Annotated in this window: 16 protein-coding genes; 5 read left to right on the plus strand and 11 right to left on the minus strand. The window is 49.1% G+C overall.

The window, feature by feature from the left end; translation table 11 throughout:
* Position 1 precedes the first annotated feature (1 nt).
* Genes nrdD through CIK92_RS08285 form a run of 3 tightly spaced genes read left to right on the plus strand, consistent with a single transcriptional unit; the run spans position 2 to position 3,133 of the window.
* Positions 2-2,089, plus strand: a complete 2,088-nt coding sequence (gene nrdD, locus CIK92_RS08275) for an anaerobic ribonucleoside-triphosphate reductase (protein WP_094388768.1) — start codon at positions 2-4, stop codon at positions 2,087-2,089.
* Positions 2,073-2,540, plus strand: coding sequence for an anaerobic ribonucleoside-triphosphate reductase activating protein (gene nrdG, locus CIK92_RS08280; RefSeq protein ID WP_022310193.1), 468 nt, complete (start codon positions 2,073-2,075; stop codon positions 2,538-2,540). The genes nrdD and nrdG overlap by 17 nt, the downstream gene beginning before the upstream one ends.
* Positions 2,537-3,133: a response regulator transcription factor gene (locus tag CIK92_RS08285; protein WP_371591382.1), complete on the plus strand. Its 597-nt coding sequence runs from the start codon at positions 2,537-2,539 to the stop codon at positions 3,131-3,133. The genes nrdG and CIK92_RS08285 overlap by 4 nt, the downstream gene beginning before the upstream one ends.
* A gap of 17 nt (positions 3,134-3,150) precedes the next feature.
* Here the strand turns inward: CIK92_RS08285 and cls are convergent, their stop codons facing one another.
* Genes cls through CIK92_RS08305 form a run of 4 tightly spaced genes read right to left on the minus strand, consistent with a single transcriptional unit; the run spans position 3,151 to position 8,607 of the window.
* Positions 3,151-4,416 (minus strand): cardiolipin synthase, encoded by a 1,266-nt coding sequence (gene cls, locus CIK92_RS08290; RefSeq protein ID WP_094388769.1) that lies wholly within the window; start codon positions 4,414-4,416, stop codon positions 3,151-3,153.
* An 18-nt stretch (positions 4,417-4,434) separates the two neighbouring features.
* The gene (locus CIK92_RS08295; protein WP_094388770.1) at positions 4,435-5,397 is read right to left on the minus strand and encodes an SIS domain-containing protein; all 963 of its coding nucleotides are present in this window, start codon (positions 5,395-5,397) and stop codon (positions 4,435-4,437) included.
* Entirely contained in the window at positions 5,394-6,146 is a 753-nt protein-coding gene (gene kdsA / locus CIK92_RS08300; protein WP_094388771.1) for a 3-deoxy-8-phosphooctulonate synthase, read from the minus strand. The genes CIK92_RS08295 and kdsA overlap by 4 nt, the downstream gene beginning before the upstream one ends.
* Before the next feature lie 58 nt (positions 6,147-6,204).
* Positions 6,205-8,607, minus strand: coding sequence for a mechanosensitive ion channel family protein (locus CIK92_RS08305; protein WP_094388772.1), 2,403 nt, complete (start codon positions 8,605-8,607; stop codon positions 6,205-6,207).
* A 98-nt stretch (positions 8,608-8,705) separates the two neighbouring features.
* Here CIK92_RS08305 and CIK92_RS08310 point away from each other — a divergent pair, with 98 nt between their 5' ends.
* On the plus strand, positions 8,706-9,569 hold the full coding sequence (locus tag CIK92_RS08310) for a hypothetical protein (protein ID WP_094386932.1): 864 nt from the start codon (positions 8,706-8,708) through the stop codon (positions 9,567-9,569).
* 8 nt (positions 9,570-9,577) lie between these two features.
* Here the strand turns inward: CIK92_RS08310 and CIK92_RS08315 are convergent, their stop codons facing one another.
* The 5 genes from CIK92_RS08315 to CIK92_RS08335 are packed head-to-tail and all read right to left on the minus strand — an operon-like array spanning position 9,578 to position 13,490.
* Complete coding sequence (locus CIK92_RS08315; protein ID WP_094388773.1) at positions 9,578-9,811, minus strand: hypothetical protein; 234 nt, start codon at positions 9,809-9,811, stop codon at positions 9,578-9,580.
* 27 nt (positions 9,812-9,838) lie between these two features.
* Positions 9,839-11,404, minus strand: coding sequence for a peptide chain release factor 3 (locus tag CIK92_RS08320; protein WP_094386934.1), 1,566 nt, complete (start codon positions 11,402-11,404; stop codon positions 9,839-9,841).
* Positions 11,405-11,408: 4 nt separating this feature from the next.
* Positions 11,409-12,266 carry a dTDP-4-dehydrorhamnose reductase gene (gene rfbD, locus CIK92_RS08325; RefSeq protein WP_094388774.1) on the minus strand — a complete coding sequence of 286 codons (858 nt, stop codon included), beginning with the start codon at positions 12,264-12,266 and terminating at the stop codon, positions 11,409-11,411.
* Between the two features lie 2 nt (positions 12,267-12,268).
* Positions 12,269-12,817, minus strand: coding sequence for a DUF4924 family protein (locus CIK92_RS08330; protein ID WP_022310183.1), 549 nt, complete (start codon positions 12,815-12,817; stop codon positions 12,269-12,271).
* A gap of 4 nt (positions 12,818-12,821) precedes the next feature.
* Positions 12,822-13,490: a LysE family translocator gene (locus CIK92_RS08335; protein WP_022310182.1), complete on the minus strand. Its 669-nt coding sequence runs from the start codon at positions 13,488-13,490 to the stop codon at positions 12,822-12,824.
* Between the two features lie 158 nt (positions 13,491-13,648).
* Here CIK92_RS08335 and CIK92_RS08340 point away from each other — a divergent pair, with 158 nt between their 5' ends.
* Positions 13,649-14,626, plus strand: coding sequence for an ROK family protein (locus CIK92_RS08340; protein ID WP_022310181.1), 978 nt, complete (start codon positions 13,649-13,651; stop codon positions 14,624-14,626).
* A 94-nt stretch (positions 14,627-14,720) separates the two neighbouring features.
* Here the strand turns inward: CIK92_RS08340 and CIK92_RS08345 are convergent, their stop codons facing one another.
* Together CIK92_RS08345 and CIK92_RS08350 are read right to left on the minus strand one after the other, a co-directional pair.
* On the minus strand, positions 14,721-16,331 hold the full coding sequence (locus tag CIK92_RS08345; RefSeq protein ID WP_094388775.1) for an endonuclease: 1,611 nt from the start codon (positions 16,329-16,331) through the stop codon (positions 14,721-14,723).
* A 188-nt stretch (positions 16,332-16,519) separates the two neighbouring features.
* Positions 16,520-18,325 (minus strand): chloride channel protein, encoded by a 1,806-nt coding sequence (locus CIK92_RS08350; RefSeq protein WP_022310179.1) that lies wholly within the window; start codon positions 18,323-18,325, stop codon positions 16,520-16,522.
* Positions 18,326-18,328: the final 3 nt, after the last annotated feature.

Raw genomic sequence — 18,328 nt, forward strand, 5'->3', positions numbered from 1 at the left:
AATAAAGAACTTCACCATTACCAAGAGAGACGGTGGTAAAGACCGTTTCTCCATGGACAAAATTATGAACGCTATCATCAAGGCATTTGACTCCGTGAATGGGCCAATCGACCTTGGTAATGTTTCAAAACTTATCAGCCGTCTTAATATCTATAATAATATTAAGGTGGAAGATATTCAGAACCAGGTAGAAGAGGCTCTGATGGCAGAAGGTTTCTTCAAGGTAGCCAAGTCGTTTATGCTTTATCGTCAGCAGCATACTGAAGACCGCGAAACCTTGGAGCGCCTGAAGTTCTTGACCGATTATATGCAGGCTTCCAATGCCGCTACAGGTTCCAAGTATGATGCCAATGCCAATGTGGAGCACAAGAATATCGCTACACTTATCGGCGAATTGCCCAAGTCAAGTTTTATCAGACTTAATCGTAAACTTCTTACCGACCGCATCAAAAAGATGTACGGAAAGGAACTGTCGGACGAATATATAGACAAACTCACACACCACTTTATATATAAGAATGATGAGACATCGCTTGCCAACTATTGCGCATCCATCACCATGTACCCTTGGCTGATAGGTGGCACGTCGTCAATAGGCGGCAACTCTACCGCTCCCACCAACCTCAAGTCTTTCTGTGGTGGTTTCATCAATATGGTGTTTATGGTCAGCTCTATGCTCTCTGGCGCATGCGCTACACCGGAGTTCTTGATGTATATGAACTATTTCGTTGGACTGGAGTTCGGCCAGGACTACTACAAGCGAGCTGATGAGGTGGTTGATTTGTCGTTGAAGAAGCGCACTATTGACAAGGTGATAACCGACAGCTTTGAGCAGATAGTTTATTCTCTTAACCAGCCCACCGGCGCACGTAACTATCAGGCTGTTTTCTGGAATATTTCCTATTATGACAGGTACTATTTCGACAGTCTTTTTGGCAATTTCTATTTCCCCGATGGTAGTCAGCCCGATTGGGAAGGACTGTCATGGTTGCAGAAACGATTCATGAAGTGGTTCAACGAGGAGCGCACCAAGACGGTGCTTACCTTCCCTGTCGAGACCATGGCCATGCTTACCGAGAATGGTGAATGTAAGGACAAGGAGTGGGGAGAGTTTGCAGCCGAGATGTACTCCGAGGGTCACAGCTTCTTCACATATCTCAGCGACAATGCCGACAGCCTCAGCTCTTGCTGTCGTCTGCGTAACGAGATACAAGACAATGGGTTCAGCTATACGCTGGGAGCCGGTGGAGTTTCGACCGGTTCGAAGAGCGTGCTCACTATCAACCTGAATCGTTGCATACAGTATGCTGTCAATCACAATCTCGACTATAAGGAATACCTCTCTCATGTCATTGATCTCTGCCACAAGGTGCAGTTGGCTTATAACGAAAACCTCAAGGAACTTCAGAAGAATGGTATGCTTCCGCTGTTTGATGCAGGTTACATCAACTTGAGCCGTCAGTATCTCACCATCGGTGTCAATGGTCTGGTAGAGGCTGCCGAGTTTATGGGACTGAAGATTAATGACAATCCCCAGTATCTGGAGTTCGTTCAGACAGTCTTGGGACTGGTTGAGAAGTACAACAAGCAATACCGCAGCAAGGAAGTCATGTTCAACTGCGAGATGATACCTGCCGAGAATGTGGGTGTTAAGCATGCCAAGTGGGATAGGGAGGATGGCTATTTCGTTCCCCGTGATTGCTACAACTCTTATTTCTATGCGGTGGAAGATGATTCGCTGACTGTGATTGATAAGTTCAAACTCCATGGCGCTCCTTATATCGAACATCTTACTGGAGGTTCGGCTCTGCACATGAATCTTGAAGAGCATTTGAGCAAAGACCAATACCTGCAGTTGTTTAAGGTAGCTGCCAAGGAAGGCTGTAACTATTTCACCTTCAATATCCCCAATACCGTTTGTAATGACTGTGGACACATCGACAAGAGATACCTCAAAGAGTGTCCTGTCTGCAAGAGCAAGAATGTAGATTATCTTACGCGCATCATAGGTTATCTCAAGCGCGTAAGCAATTTCTCACAGGCCCGACAGGCTGAGGCAGAAAGAAGATACTATGCTAAAGTACGTTAATACAGGCATCGTTTTCCAAGAGATACCCGACGAGGTGACACTGGCAATTAATATCAGTAATTGCCCGTGCCACTGTCCCGGGTGTCACAGCAAGTTTCTTTGGGAGGATGTGGGTGCTCCATTGACGACAGAAGTGCTGGATGAGTTCATTGCCAAGTTCGGCAGCAACATTACCTGCATCTGTTTCATGGGTGGAGATTCTGACCCTTCCTATCTTAGCCAGCTTGCTGCCTATATCCACGCCAAATACCCTCATTACAGAGTAGCGTGGTATAGTGGGCGACTCCGTATCTCTTCCCAGGCATCCAAGAACGTCTTTGATTATATCAAGGTGGGTCCATACATAGCCCATCTTGGTTCTCTCAAGTGCAAGACCACCAACCAGCGTCTCTACAAACTGGATGCTGCGGGTGACATGCAGGATATAACCTATCGCTTCTGGTCACGATGATGATGGAGAAAGGACATAGACCGGCCATTGCCGTAATAGATGGTAATACGTTGGCAGCAATAGGATTGAAGACTATTCTCCAGCGTATTATGCCTATTATGGATGTCGAACTCTATGGCTCCTTCAATGAGTTTGAGGCTTCTGTCCCAGACAGGTATTTCCACTTCTTTGTTTCGGTCAATATCGTCCTTGCCCACCGCATGTTCTTCCTGGAGCATAGCCGCAAGACGATAGTGCTTACCACTTCCAGTGAAAGCCTTACGGGTTTTCATAGTATTAATGTCAATGTGTCAGAGGATATTCTGGTCAAGTCGCTGCTTATGCTGGAGCAGCATGCCCATTCTCGCGGACGCAACCTGCCTATGGATGTTCCTGCCGGTAATGCCGGAATACTTACCGATAGGGAGATAGAAGTTTTGGTATTGATTGTTGAGGGGTATATCAACAAGGAGATTGCCGACAAGCTGCATATTGGTTTGACCACAGTCATCTCTCATCGCAAGAACATTATGGACAAACTTGATGCGCGAAGCGTATCGGCCCTTACTATCTATGCTGTCACGCATGGATATGTAGATATCGCAAATATCTGATATTCCTTACTTTTTTCTTATAAGAATGGCGACAAGAGATGTCCTACCCATCCCCTGAACTTTTGCCACGGGGTGCGCCATTCATCCCATTTCTGTTCGTCCAGGAGAAAACAGTCCTTCTTGTTGTCTTCGAAGAGATTATCCAATTCGCGGGTAGTATGGCTGTCCACGATTACAGCATTGGCTTCATAGTCCCAGCTCAGACTGCGTGCATTCAGATTGGCACTTCCCACGGTGCACACTTTCCCATCGACCATGATGATCTTGGTGTGATGGAACCCAGGCGTGTACATCCATATCCTGCAACCGTGTTTCATCAGTTTGTGGGCATTGTAGAAGCCACAATCTGGCGTCAGAGGGATGTCGCTGTGGGTAGAGAGCATTATCTCTACCTTTACACCACGCTTGACAGCATTCTTGAACGCTTTCTTGAGTTTCCTGTTCAATGTGAAGTAGGGGTTGATGAGCTTGATGCTGTCTTGGGCACAGTTGATGGCGTTCTCGTAGAAATACCTGATTATATCATTGCTTGTGCGAGGCTCGCGATTGATAATGCCCACAACCTTTTTCCCCCGACTCTCCGTGGTGTCTGGTTTCAGCCCTGTAAAGTAAGAGGTGTCGGTATAGTCACCGCGATAATACTGGGCACCATGGACATTCTGCCCGGTAGTCTTGTTCCACATCTTCAGGAAGATACGTTGCAGCGTATTTACCTCGTTGCCATCCAGACGGCAGTGCATGTCATGCCATGAGCCAACCTTTTCCGTTCCCTTGATGTAGTAGTCTGCCACATTCATACCGCCGATATACGCTATGCGTCCGTCGATGACCACAATTTTGCGGTGGTCGCGTGTCAAGACGTGGTTTATCCAGGGGAAGACGATGGGGTCAAACTTGTATATCTCTACACCTTTGGCGCGTATGGTGTCCAGATGGCTCTGCTTGAGTGGACGGTTGTTGGAAGAATTGCCAAAAGCGTCGAAAAGCGCTCTGACCTCAACACCGTGTTGGGCCTTCTCTTCGAGCAGATGGAACAGCTCGCGGGCAATCGAGTCATTTCTGAAGTTGAAATACTCCAGATGTATGGAGTGGCGGGCGTTCCTGATGGCTTGAAACATATCCTCAAACTTTTCCCGCCCCGTAGCAAGCAAGGTTACGGAATTGTTGTGAGAGAAACTTACGCCCCTCTCCTTCAGTTTGTTTACGATAACAGAGTCTGATGTCTGTGCGTTGGCACAGACACAGACTAACAATACTATGATTGTTGTTATGATATGTTTCACCTTTGGTTTTGTAATGTATTAAATCATGCAACTGTAGTGGTCCACCACGCCCAGTAGTTTGTTTTCTTCGTTTACTACCAATACTGTATGCACCTTGTATTGATGCATGATGCGTTGTATCTCGGTTATCTTGGTTGATGGCAATACCGATTTGGGTGTTGTCGTCATGATGTCTTTCACCTTCTTGTCAAAGAACTTCTCACGCCATTTCTCCATAGCCCTGCGTATGTCGCCGTCGGTGATCAGACCGATAACCTTGTCGTTCTCTGTCGATACACCCAGACCCAATTTGCCTTTGCTCACCAGTATGATGGCGTCGCCAAGGTTCATGTCCTTGTCGATTACCGGCAGGTCGTGGCTTATCATGACGTCTTCAGCTGTGGTCAGCAGGCGTTTGCCCAACTCGCCACCTGGGTGGAACTGGGCGAAATCGCGAGGTTCGAAATGTCTTACCTCCATCAGAGCTACTGCCAGAGCGTCGCCCATTGCCAGTGCGGCGGTGGTGCTGCTTGTCGGGGCGAGGTTGAGCGGGCAAGCCTCCTTCTTCACCCACACCTTGATGTGGGCATTGCTGTATTTTGCGAGCAGCGAGTTCTCGTTGCCCGTCATCGAGATGATGGGTATGTTCATGTGCAGTACCATGGGGATGAAGCGGAGCAGTTCGTCGGTCTGTCCCGAGTTGCTCAGCGCCAGCACGATGTCATCCGAAGTCATCACTCCCAAGTCGCCATGGAAAACATCCAATGGGTTGATGAAGAATGCGGGTGTTCCCGTTGACGACAGCGTTGCGGCAATCTTGGCTCCGATATGTCCGCTTTTGCCTACACCTGTCACGATGATTTTACCCTTGCAGTTGTAAATCATGTTGACAGCCTTGTCGAAATTCTCGTCCAGCTGTGGAATCAGTTCCAGTAGAGCCTGTGCCTCGTCTTCGAGGCACTGCTTGGCGTATTGGCGTATTTGTGTGGGTTGTGTTGTCATAAGAGTTCTTTGATTAAGTTTTCCAGTTTGTCCAATGGTAACATGTTCGGGCCGTCGCTGAGTCCCTTGTCCGGATTGGGGTGTACCTCAAAGAAGTAGCCATTGGCGCCGAAGGCCTTGGCTGCCTTGGCCATGGCGGGTATGAACTGTCGGTCGCCGCCCGTTGTGCCATTGGCAGCGCCTGGTCGCTGCACGCTGTGTGTGCAGTCCATGACCACCGTGGGCACTATCTCCTTCATGTCGGGGATGTTTCTGAAGTCTACCACAAGGTTATTGTAGCCAAAGCTGTTTCCTCTTTCGGTGAGCCATACCTCGGTGGCGCCCGAATCCATCGCCTTCTCCACGGGGTAGCGCATATCCTTTCCGCTCAGAAACTGTGCCTTCTTGATGTTTATGATTTTACCTGTCTTGGCGGCAGATGTCAGCAGGTCGGTCTGGCGGCAGAGAAAAGCCGGTATCTGTATGACGTCCACTACTTCGCCTACAGGTTGCGCTTGCCAGCTTTCGTGTATGTCGGTGAGGATTCGCAGTCCGTATTTGGTCTTGATGTCATTGAGCATGGTCAGCCCCTTCTCCAGTCCCGGCCCTCTGAACGAGCGGATGGAGGTGCGGTTGGCCTTGTCAAATGATGCCTTGAAGATAATCTCTGTCGAGAGTCTCTTGTTGATACTTACTAACTTCTCTGCTACTGTTTCCAATAGTTCCATGTTCTCGATGACGCATGGACCGGCAATGAATAGTGGTTGCATAGCTTGCTTATGTTTAGTTGACTATATTCTTTTATAACTGGTAGGGAGAGATACCGCATCAGGCATCGTCTCCGTTGGATATGATATGTATGTCGCGCTGTGGGAACGGAATTTCTATGTTGTGCTCAGTCAGTACATTATAGATGGTTTCCATGATTTCGCCCTTGGCGTAGGTGGTGGTCAGCACGGGAACCCACACGATGAGCTTGAAGTCGATGCTGTTGTCGCCGAAGTTGGCAAATACCATCTTGGCAGGTCTTGTGGCATCCTTGCATTTCAGCTTGTTCACCGCGTTGCATACCAAGTCGCGCACCGTATTGACATTAGTGCCATAGGCCACTCCGAATGGTATGCTTGCCACCTCGTAGCCGTGGTTTCTTGTCAGGTTCTTGTAGTTCTTGGTAAAGAGCTGGGAGTTCTGGAAGGCAATCACGCTGCCGTCGGTTGTGTCCATGAGTGTAGAGGTGTAGGATATCGAACTCACCGTGCCTCTTATGCCGTCACATTCGATGAGGTCGCCCACCTTGATGCGTCCCGCCATGAGAGATATGCCGTAGTAGATGTTCTCAATGATGTCCTTCATCGCGAAACCGATACCGGTAGACAGACCTCCTGAGATGACCACGAGCCAGGTGCTGTTCACGTGGAAGATACTCAATACCAGCATCAGCCATACGCCCCATACCACAACCTGCAGCACGTTCTTTGCCATGACGTTCTTGCTCGCGGCGGTCGTGGGGTCGGTCTTCTCGAAGTGGAGCTTTAGGAAATCCTTGCTTGTCTTGTTGACATACGCGAAGACAATATACAGGATGGACGCCATGAAGATGCCGAGGATGCTTATTCTTATGTTGTCGGAGTCTATGAAGTTGTTGGTATAGATACGCATGGTCGTATCACTCAGATTGAAGATGTCGGCAGCCCAATAGATGGAGAATATTACCGACACCACGCCCATTACCGGCAGAAGTACCGTATAGACAAGCCTATAAGCCCATTTCTGCGTGATGGGTTTGGCCAAGATACCGTTGCGTTCGGCGTACGCCTTGATGATGCCCTTCAGGCAGGTGATGGTCAGGATGCAGGTAAGCTGCATTATCCACCATATCAGCATCTCAACGCTCAACAGAGTGTAGCCTATCCATGAACAGATGGTAGCACCCACGAATACGATGAGCGAAAGATAGGTATAATAGACATCGGTCTTGGGGATGTTGTGACCATGTCGCTTGATGACATTCCACTGCCACAGGGTGCAGGCCAGCAGAACGGGTGGGAAGATAAGATTGGTGAATATGTTGGGAATCAGTACTATGCGGAAGCTGATGATGATGAAGTCGATGACAATCAGAGGGGCATAGATGCGGAAACCGCTCTTTATCTGCTTGGTGCTCAGACGGATAAGCAGCGAGATGAGTATCACGCCCAACAGCCAGGCATATTCTACCAGCAGATTGCAGGCCATAATCAGGAAGTTCTGGTCGGCTGCCAGTCTGATGATGGCCAGCACGATGGCAAAGGTTACTACCGTTGCTGCCATGGTGATACACGTGCGCTTGCCGATAAACGTTTCGTGTGTGGCACTGATGTTGTCTGTCTTCAGCAGACGTGTCACCCTCTGCATGAGGCGCTGTGATTTGAACAGGCGGGTTATCGCTACCCTGAACAGCAGCACGTTGAGCGAAATGGAAATGATACCGCCAAACAGGATGATTACCAGCAGACCAAACATAAGCCTGCTGTTCCATTGCGACTTGCGCTTGGCCTGCGGCTTGTATTTCTCCGAGAGCGTTTCGGTTGTCTCGCTCACGTTGGTACTGATATGCCTGAGTATGGTGAAGTAGTTGTCGCCGGCATTGTTGAATATGCTGGCCTGTATGTCACCATAACGCTTGATGGCGTAGTCGTTCAGACTGCTCAGCTGTCTCTCAGTGTTGTGATAATACTTGATGTACATACTCATCTGTTCGTTGTTGCTTTTCAGCGTTCTGAGTATGTTGATAGACAGGGTGAGGCAGACATTGCGGTCTATGGCGGCGTGCTCGCTCAGCGTGCGGTCGCTCATCTGGCTCAGTACATTTACCAAGGAGTCAAACCGCGCTATCTCGCTCGTGGAGCGCTGCAGATAGTTTTCAAAGGGAATAACCGACTTCTTGAACGCATGATACATCTCTGTAGCTTCATGACAGGCGTAGGTCAAGTCAAATATATATCCCGACTTCTGCGAGTATAGCATCAGCGAATTCTGGCTGCACTGGTTGATGATTGAATACATGTTCATAGTCATCTGGTCCTGCTGCTCTTTCAGGTATCCCGTCTGGCGTTCCAGTTCTATTCTGTAGTCAGTGAGCTCCTGACGTAGGATGGCCAGAGTGTGCGACAGGTCCTTTTCCTTTAAGACGGCCATTGAGGGCATTGCCACTGTGAGCAGCAGTAGCAGCATGAATATCTTTGTTTTCATATTATCTCTCATTATACATGCAAATTTACTCAAAAGAATCGAATTGTGTAAGGATATTTTTATTAATTTTGTACTATTAAACCAAAAATAGGATAGTAATGATAATTATTGCTGATTGCGGAGGTACAAAGAGCGATTGGGCGCTTGTCTGCGACGACAGAACGGTCGTACGTATGCAGACTGGGGGCATCAATCCCATCCATCAGAGTGAGGATGATATCGTAAAGCAGCTTGATGCTGTGGCTCAAGAGGTTACCCGCAGACGGGCCGTCGTTTCCACGCTCGATATCTACTTCTATGGTGCTGGCTGCAATGCCGTGGGCACAGGCATCGTCAGTGCTATCCTTGCCCGGGTCTTTGCCCCGTTTGCTCCTGGGCTCCACGTGTGGTCCGACCTTCTTGGCGCCGCCCGTTCCCTGTGCCAGCACGCCGAGGGTATTGCCTGTATTCTCGGTACCGGCTCCAATTCGTGTCTCTATGATGGCGAGAGCATCGCTGCCAATACCCCTCCTTTGGGTTACATCTTGGGCGACGAAGGCAGTGGGGCCGATTTGGGCAAACATTTCCTGCACGACTTGCTTAAAGGCCAGCTTCCCGAGCAGCTTCGTGACGAGTTCTACTCCTCTTGCCAGCTTTCCTATCCCCAGGTTATCCAGCGCATCTACCAGCAGCCGCGAGCCAACAGTTTCTTGGCATCTCTTGCTCCGCTTATCCATCGTCACCTGGACAATCAGCATGTGTACGACATGGTTCTTGAGCGTTTCCGCTCGTTTGTGCGTTACAACCTGAAGCCCTACCGTCGCCCCGACCTTCCCGTGAGTTTTGTGGGTAGCGTGGCTTATTATTTCCGCGACCTGTTGGCTGAGGCCATAGAGCGCGAGGGGCTGAAGATGGGCACCGTGGCCCGTACGCCTATGGCAGGATTGCTGGCCTATCACGGGGTGGATGCGGCAGATGTATAGGCATCTCTTTACATCTTCTTTTTCACTGCATATAAGTTGACTTCAAGGTCTGATTTGTGGATTTCAAGGTTTGATTTCATGGTTTCATACTGCGAATTACCTATTTCCAACTTCGCAATTACTCTCAGGCAGGTCAGGGCTAAGTATGGCCAGCAGGCTGTGTATGCCACCATCATGGCCGGAAGAGTGAAGATGGGCTTGGGGGAATAAAAAACAATCGCAATGCCCATGGGGATGAACATTGCGATTGGCTGTTGGTATCTAAGGGATTAGAACTCAGAAGTAAAGTGGAACTTGATGTGCTCAAAGTCCTGCTGGGCCATTGACAGCACGTAGCCGCTGTCTGCCAGGAACACGTCGCGACCCTCAGAGTCTTTGGCCATATACTGGTATTTGCGCTTCTTGAAGTTTTCATACTCCTTCTCGTCATCGCTTTCTATCCAGCAGGCCTTGTAGAGATGCACGGGCTCCCAACGGCACTTGGCATTGTACTCGTTTTCCAGTCGATACTGGATTACCTCAAACTGCAGCTGACCTACGGTTCCCACAATGCGGCGGTTGTTGAACTGATTGACAAACAACTGGGCCACACCTTCGTCCATGAGCTGCTCCAGACCTTTGTAGAACTGCTTGGACTTCATGGGGTCGTCGTTCTCGATGTATTTGAACAGTTCGGGAGAGAAGCTGGGGAGTCCTCTGAAGTGGATAAGCTCGCCCTCGGTCAGCGTGTCGCCTATCTTGAAGATTCCGTTGTCGGGGAGTCCGACGATATCGCCTGGGTAGGCCTCGTCGATGGTCGACTTGCGCTGTGCCATGAACTGCGTAGGTGATGAGAACCTTACGGTCTTGCCCAGACGTACGTGGGTATAGGGCTGGTTGCGCTGGAACTTGCCCGAACAGACCTTGCAGAAGGCGATACACGAACGGTGGTTGGGGTCGATGTTAGCTGTAATCTTGAAGATGAAGCCTGTGAATTTGGGCTCGGTGGGCTCGACCATACGTTCTTCGGCCTTGGTGGGGCGTGGGCTCGGTGCTATCTGTACAAAGCAGTCGAGCAGCTCCTGTACACCGAAGTTGTTTAAGGCACTGCCGAAGAAGACGGGTGCAACATCGCCGCTACGGTAGGTCTCAACATCGAACTCGGGATATACGCCATCGACGAGGTCAAGGTCGTCGCGCAGCTGGCTTGCTTCGCGTTCACCGACATGCTGGTCGAGTTCGCTGCTGGCCACATCTACGGCAATCTTCTCTGTAACCCTCTGCTTGTTGGGGGTAAACAGGTTGAGCTGCTGCTCGAAGATATTGTATACACCCTTGAATCTCAGTCCCTGGCCGATGGGCCATGACAGTGGGCGCACATGTATCTGCAGTTCCTTCTCCAACTCGTCGAGCAGGTCGAAGGGGTCGCGGCCCTCACGGTCCATCTTGTTGACAAAGATGATAACCGGCGTGTTGCGCATGCGGCACACCTCCATCAGCTTGCGTGTCTGGGTCTCCACACCTTTGGCAGAGTCGACCACGATAATGGCAGAGTCTACGGCTGTAAGCGTGCGGTAGGTATCTTCTGCAAAGTCCTGGTGACCAGGGGTGTCAAGGATATTTACCTTGTAGTCCAGATAGTCAAACTCCATGACCGATGTAGAGACCGAGATTCCTCTCTGCTTCTCTATATCCATCCAGTCTGATGTGGCAGTCTTTCTTATCTTGTTGCTTTTTACAGCTCCAGCCACCTGAATCTGTCCTCCGAAGAGCAGGAACTTCTCTGTAAGCGTGGTCTTACCGGCATCCGGGTGTGAGATGATGGCAAAGGTCCTTCTACGTTCTATTTCGTTCATTCTATTATGTTGTTTGCAGTTTTTTGATACATTCCTCCAGGCTTTCCTCCCAGTAGGGTATGTCTATATTGTAAGTATTCTTAATCTTGGTCTTGTCCAGCACGCTGTAGTGCGGGCGGTGGGCTGGGGTGGGGTATTCCTCGGTGTGCAGCGGGCTTACCTTGCATCCCTGGATGCCGGCTATGCGGTGGATGGCTTTGGTAAAGTCGTACCAGCTGATGACTCCCTCGTTGCTGAAGTGGTAGATGCCCGGGATGATGCCCTGGTTGATGGCTGTCATGATGGTGGCTGCCAAATCGCGGGCGTAGGTGGGAGTGCCTATCTGGTCGAAGATTACGCCAAGACGGTCTTTGGTCTGTCCCAGTTTAATCATTGTCTTGACAAAATTGTTGCCAAAGGTGGAATAGAGCCAGGCGGTGCGGATAATCATCGTGCGGTGGCAACGGGTCATGCATGCCTCTTCGCCGGCGAGCTTGGTGCGTCCATACACGCTATCCGGGCAAGTCGTGTCGGTCTCGGTATATGGCGTATGCTTGGTTCCGTCGAATACGTAGTCGGTGGAAATCTGTACCAGGAAACCCTTGCGGCTCTCGATGGCCTCTGCCAGATAGGCAGGAGCCTTGGCATTGAGAAGAGTACAAAGCTCCTCATTGCTCTCTGCGCGGTCAACAGCGGTGTAGGCTGCACAGTTGACGATTCCGTCTATCTCATGTTCGTTGACAAATGCACTGATGGCCTTGGCATCCGTAATGTCGAGGTCGGCTACATCGGTGTTGAAGAATGTGTGTTGGCTGTTGGCTTGCTGCAGGAGCTGCATTTCGTTGCCCAACTGTCCGTTGCATCCTGTGATAAGTATATTCATAATCAGTCGTCTTCGAATTTGAGTCCTTCGGTATTGTCCTTGATGTAATAGTCTGAAAGCAGACCCACCAGCGTGGTAATCTCCTTGATGGCCTTTTCGGTCTCGGGTGAGATGGCCTTCTTCTGCAGGCGCAGCATCATGATGCCATAGAGGGCATCGAGACATGTCTCGATTTCGTTGATATCCTTATCGCCCTTGTTGCGCAATTCCACAATAAAGGGCAATGCCTTGTAATATGCTGCATTGTAGAATGGGAATTTGGAAGACTGTAACAAGCGGTGATGGAGGTCGCAAACATCCTTGAGTAACACCTCGTTAATCTGCAAGTGACCGTATTCGCGCTTACCCTCTTCATTCATCATCCTGATGAGATTGCCTATCCAGTCAAGCTCTTCCTCCTTTTGCTCTTCGGTGAAGTCAAACTTGTTGATATACTCACGTTTGATGACAGGCAACGAACAGCCGTAAACACGGATGAGGTCTTCCATCTGCCACATATACAGAAGATATTCGGCTATCGAATTCTTCCTTAATTCTTTTGCAACAAACATTTTCTCAGTAACTGATTGTATAGAGGTTGAAGACAGTACCGATGAGTACCAGTAAAGAGAAGGCAATCACCAGACTTCCTATTACCTTATTAATTATAAGAATACCATTGTCGTCGAACTTTCCTCTTATCTTGTTGATGAGCCAGGACAGACCAAACCACCATATCAGGGCTCCAATCACAATGCTGATATAGCCCAATGACATTTCGAATGGATGGTTGGGGATAACGAAGGCAAACTGGGCAAATGTGCCCATGAAAAGGAATATGATAAGAGGATTGGAAAGGGTTACGAAGAAAGCCGTGATGGCATTGTGTGTCAGAGACCCTTTCTTGGTGCCGCCCCGGTGGATGTTGCGGGTTGGGTTGGCCTTGAAACAATAGACACCGAAGAGCAGCAGTATAGCGCTACCGCTAATCTGAAGCCAGAACTTATTGGTAGGATTGGTTATCAGGTCCATGATAAAACTCATACCAAAGCCCGTTAGCATAGCATAGATGATGTCGCTCATGGCGGCACCTATGCCTGTGACAAATCCATACCAACGCCCTTTGTTGAGGGTGCGCTGGATACATAGGACTCCTACGGGGCCCATAGGCGCCGATGCAATGATACCAATCAGGACTCCTTTGAGTATCATCCCTAATATGTCTATTTGAAACGGAAACGGCATAGCGGATGCAAAGTTAATAAATTAACTTGAAAGAAAACGCTATAACTTGGAAAAATGTCCTCTGAGGCTAAAAAACTGATGCTTTTCTTGTGGTTTTATGGAAAATATATTTACCTTTGTCTATTAGAACAAAATCAATAACTAAAGATAATTATAAAATGGACGTACAGAATGAAATGAAACCGTATGTAATCGGTTTGGACCTGGGTGGAACCAACTCAGTATTTGGAATTGTCGACAGCCGTGGTGATATCAAGGTGACCACAGCTATCAAGACGCAGGCTTATGACGATGTCAATGATTATGTCAAGGCTGCAGTTGAGGCTCTCCAGATCATTATAGATCAGGTGGGTGGTATCGGCAAGATCAAGGCTATGGGTATAGGTGCTCCTAATGGTAACTATTATAATGGTACTATCGAGTTTGCGCCTAACCTGAAGTGGGGTCGCACGGGCGTCGTGCCATTGGCCAAGCTCTTCTCTGATGCTCTGGGTATCCCTGTAGCCCTCACCAATGATGCCAATGCGGCTGCCATCGGCGAGATGACTTACGGTGTGGCTCGTGGTATGAAGAACTTTATCGTTATTACCCTCGGTACTGGCGTTGGCTCGGGTATCGTAGTCAATGGTCAGTTGGTTTATGGCTGTGATGGCTTTGCCGGTGAGCTCGGTCATACCATTGTACGCCTTGACGGTCGTCCTTGCGGTTGTGGTCGTCGCGGCTGTCTGGAGACTTACTGCTCTGCCACGGGTGTCGCTCGTTCTGCACGCGAGTTCTTGGAGACACGCGATGATGAATCGCTGTTGCGTGAGCTCAATCCCGAAGATATCACTTCTCTTGATGTGGCTATTGCCGCTGGCAAGGGTGACAAGTTGGCTAAGGAGATTTTCGACTTCACCGGTGAAATTCTTGGTGAGGCTTGTGCCAACTTTGCTGCATTCTCTTCTCCTGAGGCTTTTATCTTCTTCGGTGGTCTTACCAAGGCTGGTGCCCTGCTGATGGATCCTATCGTGAAGAGCTACAACGACCATATCCTCAACATCTTCAAGGGTAAGGCCAAGTTCCTGGTTAGCGGCCTCGATGGTTCTGCTGCCGCCGTTCTTGGAGCTTCTGCTGTAGGATGGGATATCGTGTAATGGAATAAGGGTTGTCATCGTATTGACAACATCCAACATAAAAATAGCCCGGGTTGAAATCTCAACTCGGGCTATTTTTATGATAGGCTGCGTGTCAGTTGACTACAACTTTCTTGCCATTGAGTATGTAGATGCCTTTGGGCAAACCTGTAAGTGCTACCGAACGCTCGACATTGCGGCGCACGGCAATACCTGTGATAGAGTATACCGTTACTCTTGTAGGTTGCCACGTGGCGGGTGTGTCAATGCCGTCGGTCACTGTGCGGCGGTAGAGCATCAGGTCTTTCTGGCTGCCTGTGTAGCAGGCGAAGCGTGGACTGTTGGCATTGAACTGTATCTCGCGTGAGGTCCAGTTGTTATTGGTGATATGGCTGTAACCGGCCTCTACGCTGATAGACCATTTCGTCTTGTTGTCGGATGCTGTAGTAGCGGTGTAGAGCTTATTGTCATTGCTGGTCTGTGAAAGATATACTTTGCCCATGACGTCGTAGATGGTGTAGGCGCCCTTGGTTCCGCCAAGAAGCAGCTGGTGGGGCTTGCCCTTTTCGTCTACGGTAGTTGTGATGGTCTCGTCGGATCCGATAGTTACGTCGGCAGAAGTATAGAAGTTCTTGCCATCGGTAAGGTCTGACAGTGCGCATGATTTTACCTTGTCGTTGCCTGGGAATACCAAGATATAATACGAACCGGCATTAATCTCTGTCTCAGACTTGACTAACGTAAAGACAACGCCATTAGGATTGGGGTCTGGGTCCGGATTGGGGTCTGGGTCCGGATTGGGATCTGGGTCCGGGTTGGGATCTGGGTCCGGGTCAGGATTGGGGTCAGGATCGGGGTTGGGGTCTGGGTCAGTACCAGGATCGGTGCTGTTGTCATAGTTGTCATAGCTGAAAGCGACATTCTGCTTTCCGCCCCAGATATATTCCTCCAGTCCAGGATAATCGACGAAGGGATTGCGGTTTTGCTGGCAGCCATACACGGCATTGTTGCGGTCTATCTCTTTCTTGCTTACGGGATCTTGCTTCGCCCAGCGCAGTAGCATCTTGATAAACCATGACTTGTAGGCAGGGTATTTGTTGCCGGCAAATACCGCAGTGTTGGACCATGACGAAATCTTGTTTTCGTAGCAAGTGGCCATATAGAAATAGATACGTGCAAAGTCGCCTTTGTATTCGTCGTTTGGCTCGAATACAGTACCCGAATAGCCTTCGGTAGAGCAAGGACCTACTTTACAGAAACCGCCGTTTGAACTGTAAGTTGGCTTTTGGGTTTCACCAAAGGGAAGGTTGCCTCTTCGATTGTTGACATAACCATCGGTGGGAACCACATGGACAATGTCTGATTTCATAGGCGAGGCTTTGCTGAACCAACTTTGTGGTACCGAGTGTTCACGGTTCCAGCAGTCGCCTTCTTTCTTGTACCCTCCGGCATTGTCTCTGAAAGTGTAGTTGGTGGTACAAGAGTACATGTCCCACAGTTTCCCGTCGGCACGTTTGTCGGTCTTTTCATAGTAGCTCAGCAAACCATCGTAGCTTATGGTTCTGTGATTGCTGATAATGGAGTAGAGTGCTGTTTTCAGTGCGGCACCTTTCTTACCAGTGGCAGCCTGGTAGTAAGTTCCACTGTTGTTGGGCCCCTGTGCAAAGGCGTGGAGCACCAGGGCCAACATGGTGGTGACCAATGTAATTTTTCTAAACCTTAACATTCTCTTTTTTGATTAAACGTAAAACTCTGCAAAGTTAGCAATAAAGTAATTATTATCGGCCAGACTTTGTAATTATTTTTCCGTTATTGCCCTATATATTATAAATAGGTATAAAAATAGGGCCTTTTATCGTAAAAGACCCTATGATGATGTTGAGGAATGGGAAGATTTTGTATATCTTTGGTTTCTTATTCTGCCGAGAAGTCTGCAACCATTTTGCGATATAGCGAATACATTCGCGTGCGGTCGATGTAGCCTACCAGACGGTTATTGACATCGACTACAGGGAGATACTGGGCATTGGTGTTTTCAAATTTATGCATGGCCTCGTCCATTGGGTCGTTTTCGCCAATCTTGGCAGGACAGTCGGACATAAGTTGCTCTACTCTGAACCGATTGTACAGCTCTGTTCTGAAGATGATATGTCGGTTGCGTGTCATGTTGACTTCTCCCAGTAGGGTTCCGCCTTTGTCCAACACGGGAAGGAAACTGGTATGGCTGTCGCTGTATGCTCTCACCAGTTTGCTGAGTGGCATGTCGGGCGTGACGGATGTGTACTCGCGTTCGATAAGACTGTCAAGCCTCATCAGGGTAAGGATTGATTTGTCGGTATGGTGGGTGAGCAGTTTTCCCTGTCGTGCCAATCGCATGGCATAGATGCTGTGTGGCTCAAAGATGCTGATGGTAAGGGTGGAAACTACACTCACAATGATAAGTGGCATGAAGAGCTGGTAGCCACCGGTAAGTTCGGCGATAAGGAATATTCCCGTAAGCGGGGCGTGCATCACTCCTGCCATCACTCCTGCCATACCCAATAGCGTGAAGTTCTTCTCGGGAGCGTAGGGGCCCAGTTGATACATGTTCCATATTCGCGCAAAGAAGAAGCCGCTGAATCCGCCGATAAACAGGGATGGCGCAAAGGTACCACCGCAGCCGCCACCGCCATTGGTGGCTGATGTGGCAAAGACTTTGGTCAGCAATACCAATCCGACATAAACGACCAGCAGGTCGCCATGTCCATAGAAGAGAGAGTTGTCCATGACGTGATTCCACTCTTCGGGTGTACTTCCGTTAAGCAGTGTGTTGATGGCGCTGTATCCTTCTCCATAGAGTGATGGGAAAAGGAAGATGAGCGGACTTAGCACCATTCCACCAGCAAGCAATCTCAGGTATGGCCGTTTGGCAAGTTGGGCAAAGCAATTCTCGCATGCGGTCATTGTACGCATAAAGTAGAGACTTATCAGTCCGCAGAACATGCCAAGGAGTATGTCGGAGGGAACGCGGTCCAGTCCCCACATGCTGTCAAGATGGAAATTGAAGAGGGCACTGCCTCCCATAAAAATATAGGAGAAGCAAGTGGCGGTTACGCATGAGGTGAGGATTGGCAGCAACGACGCCATAGACAAGTCAACCATCAATACTTCAAGAGTGAAAACCAGCCCGGCAATAGGGGCCTTGAAGATTCCGGCAATGGCAGCAGCTGCGCCACATCCGACGAGAAGGATAAGGTTCTTTTTCTCAAGATGGAACATCTGTCCAAGATTGCTGCCGATGGCAGAACCGGTAAGTACAATAGGCGCCTCGGCTCCTACCGAACCGCCAAAGCCGATGGTGATAGCCGACGCCACCACCGATGACCAGCAGTTGTGTGACTTCAGGTGGCTGTTCTTGGTCGATATGGCGTAGAGTACACGCGTGATACCGTGAGAGATATTGTCTTTGACGATGTACTTGATAAACAGCGAGGTAAGGTATATACCTATGACAGGGAAAAGCAAGTATAGCCAGTTGTAGCTGGTAATTGTAAATCCAGTGGTAAGCAAGTGCTGGATTTCCTTGATTATACTATGCAGGATAAAAGCGGCGATGGCAGCAAAGAGACCGATAAAGAATGACAGAATCAATGTGCTCTGTCTATCGGATAAGTGCTGTTTGTTCCACTTTACCAACTTGGATATTATCGTTTTGTCTGATTCTGTAGCTACGTTTGTCATCGT

Source organism: Prevotella sp. P4-67 (assembly GCF_002251325.1).
Taxonomy (GTDB): Bacteria; Bacteroidota; Bacteroidia; order Bacteroidales; family Bacteroidaceae; genus Prevotella.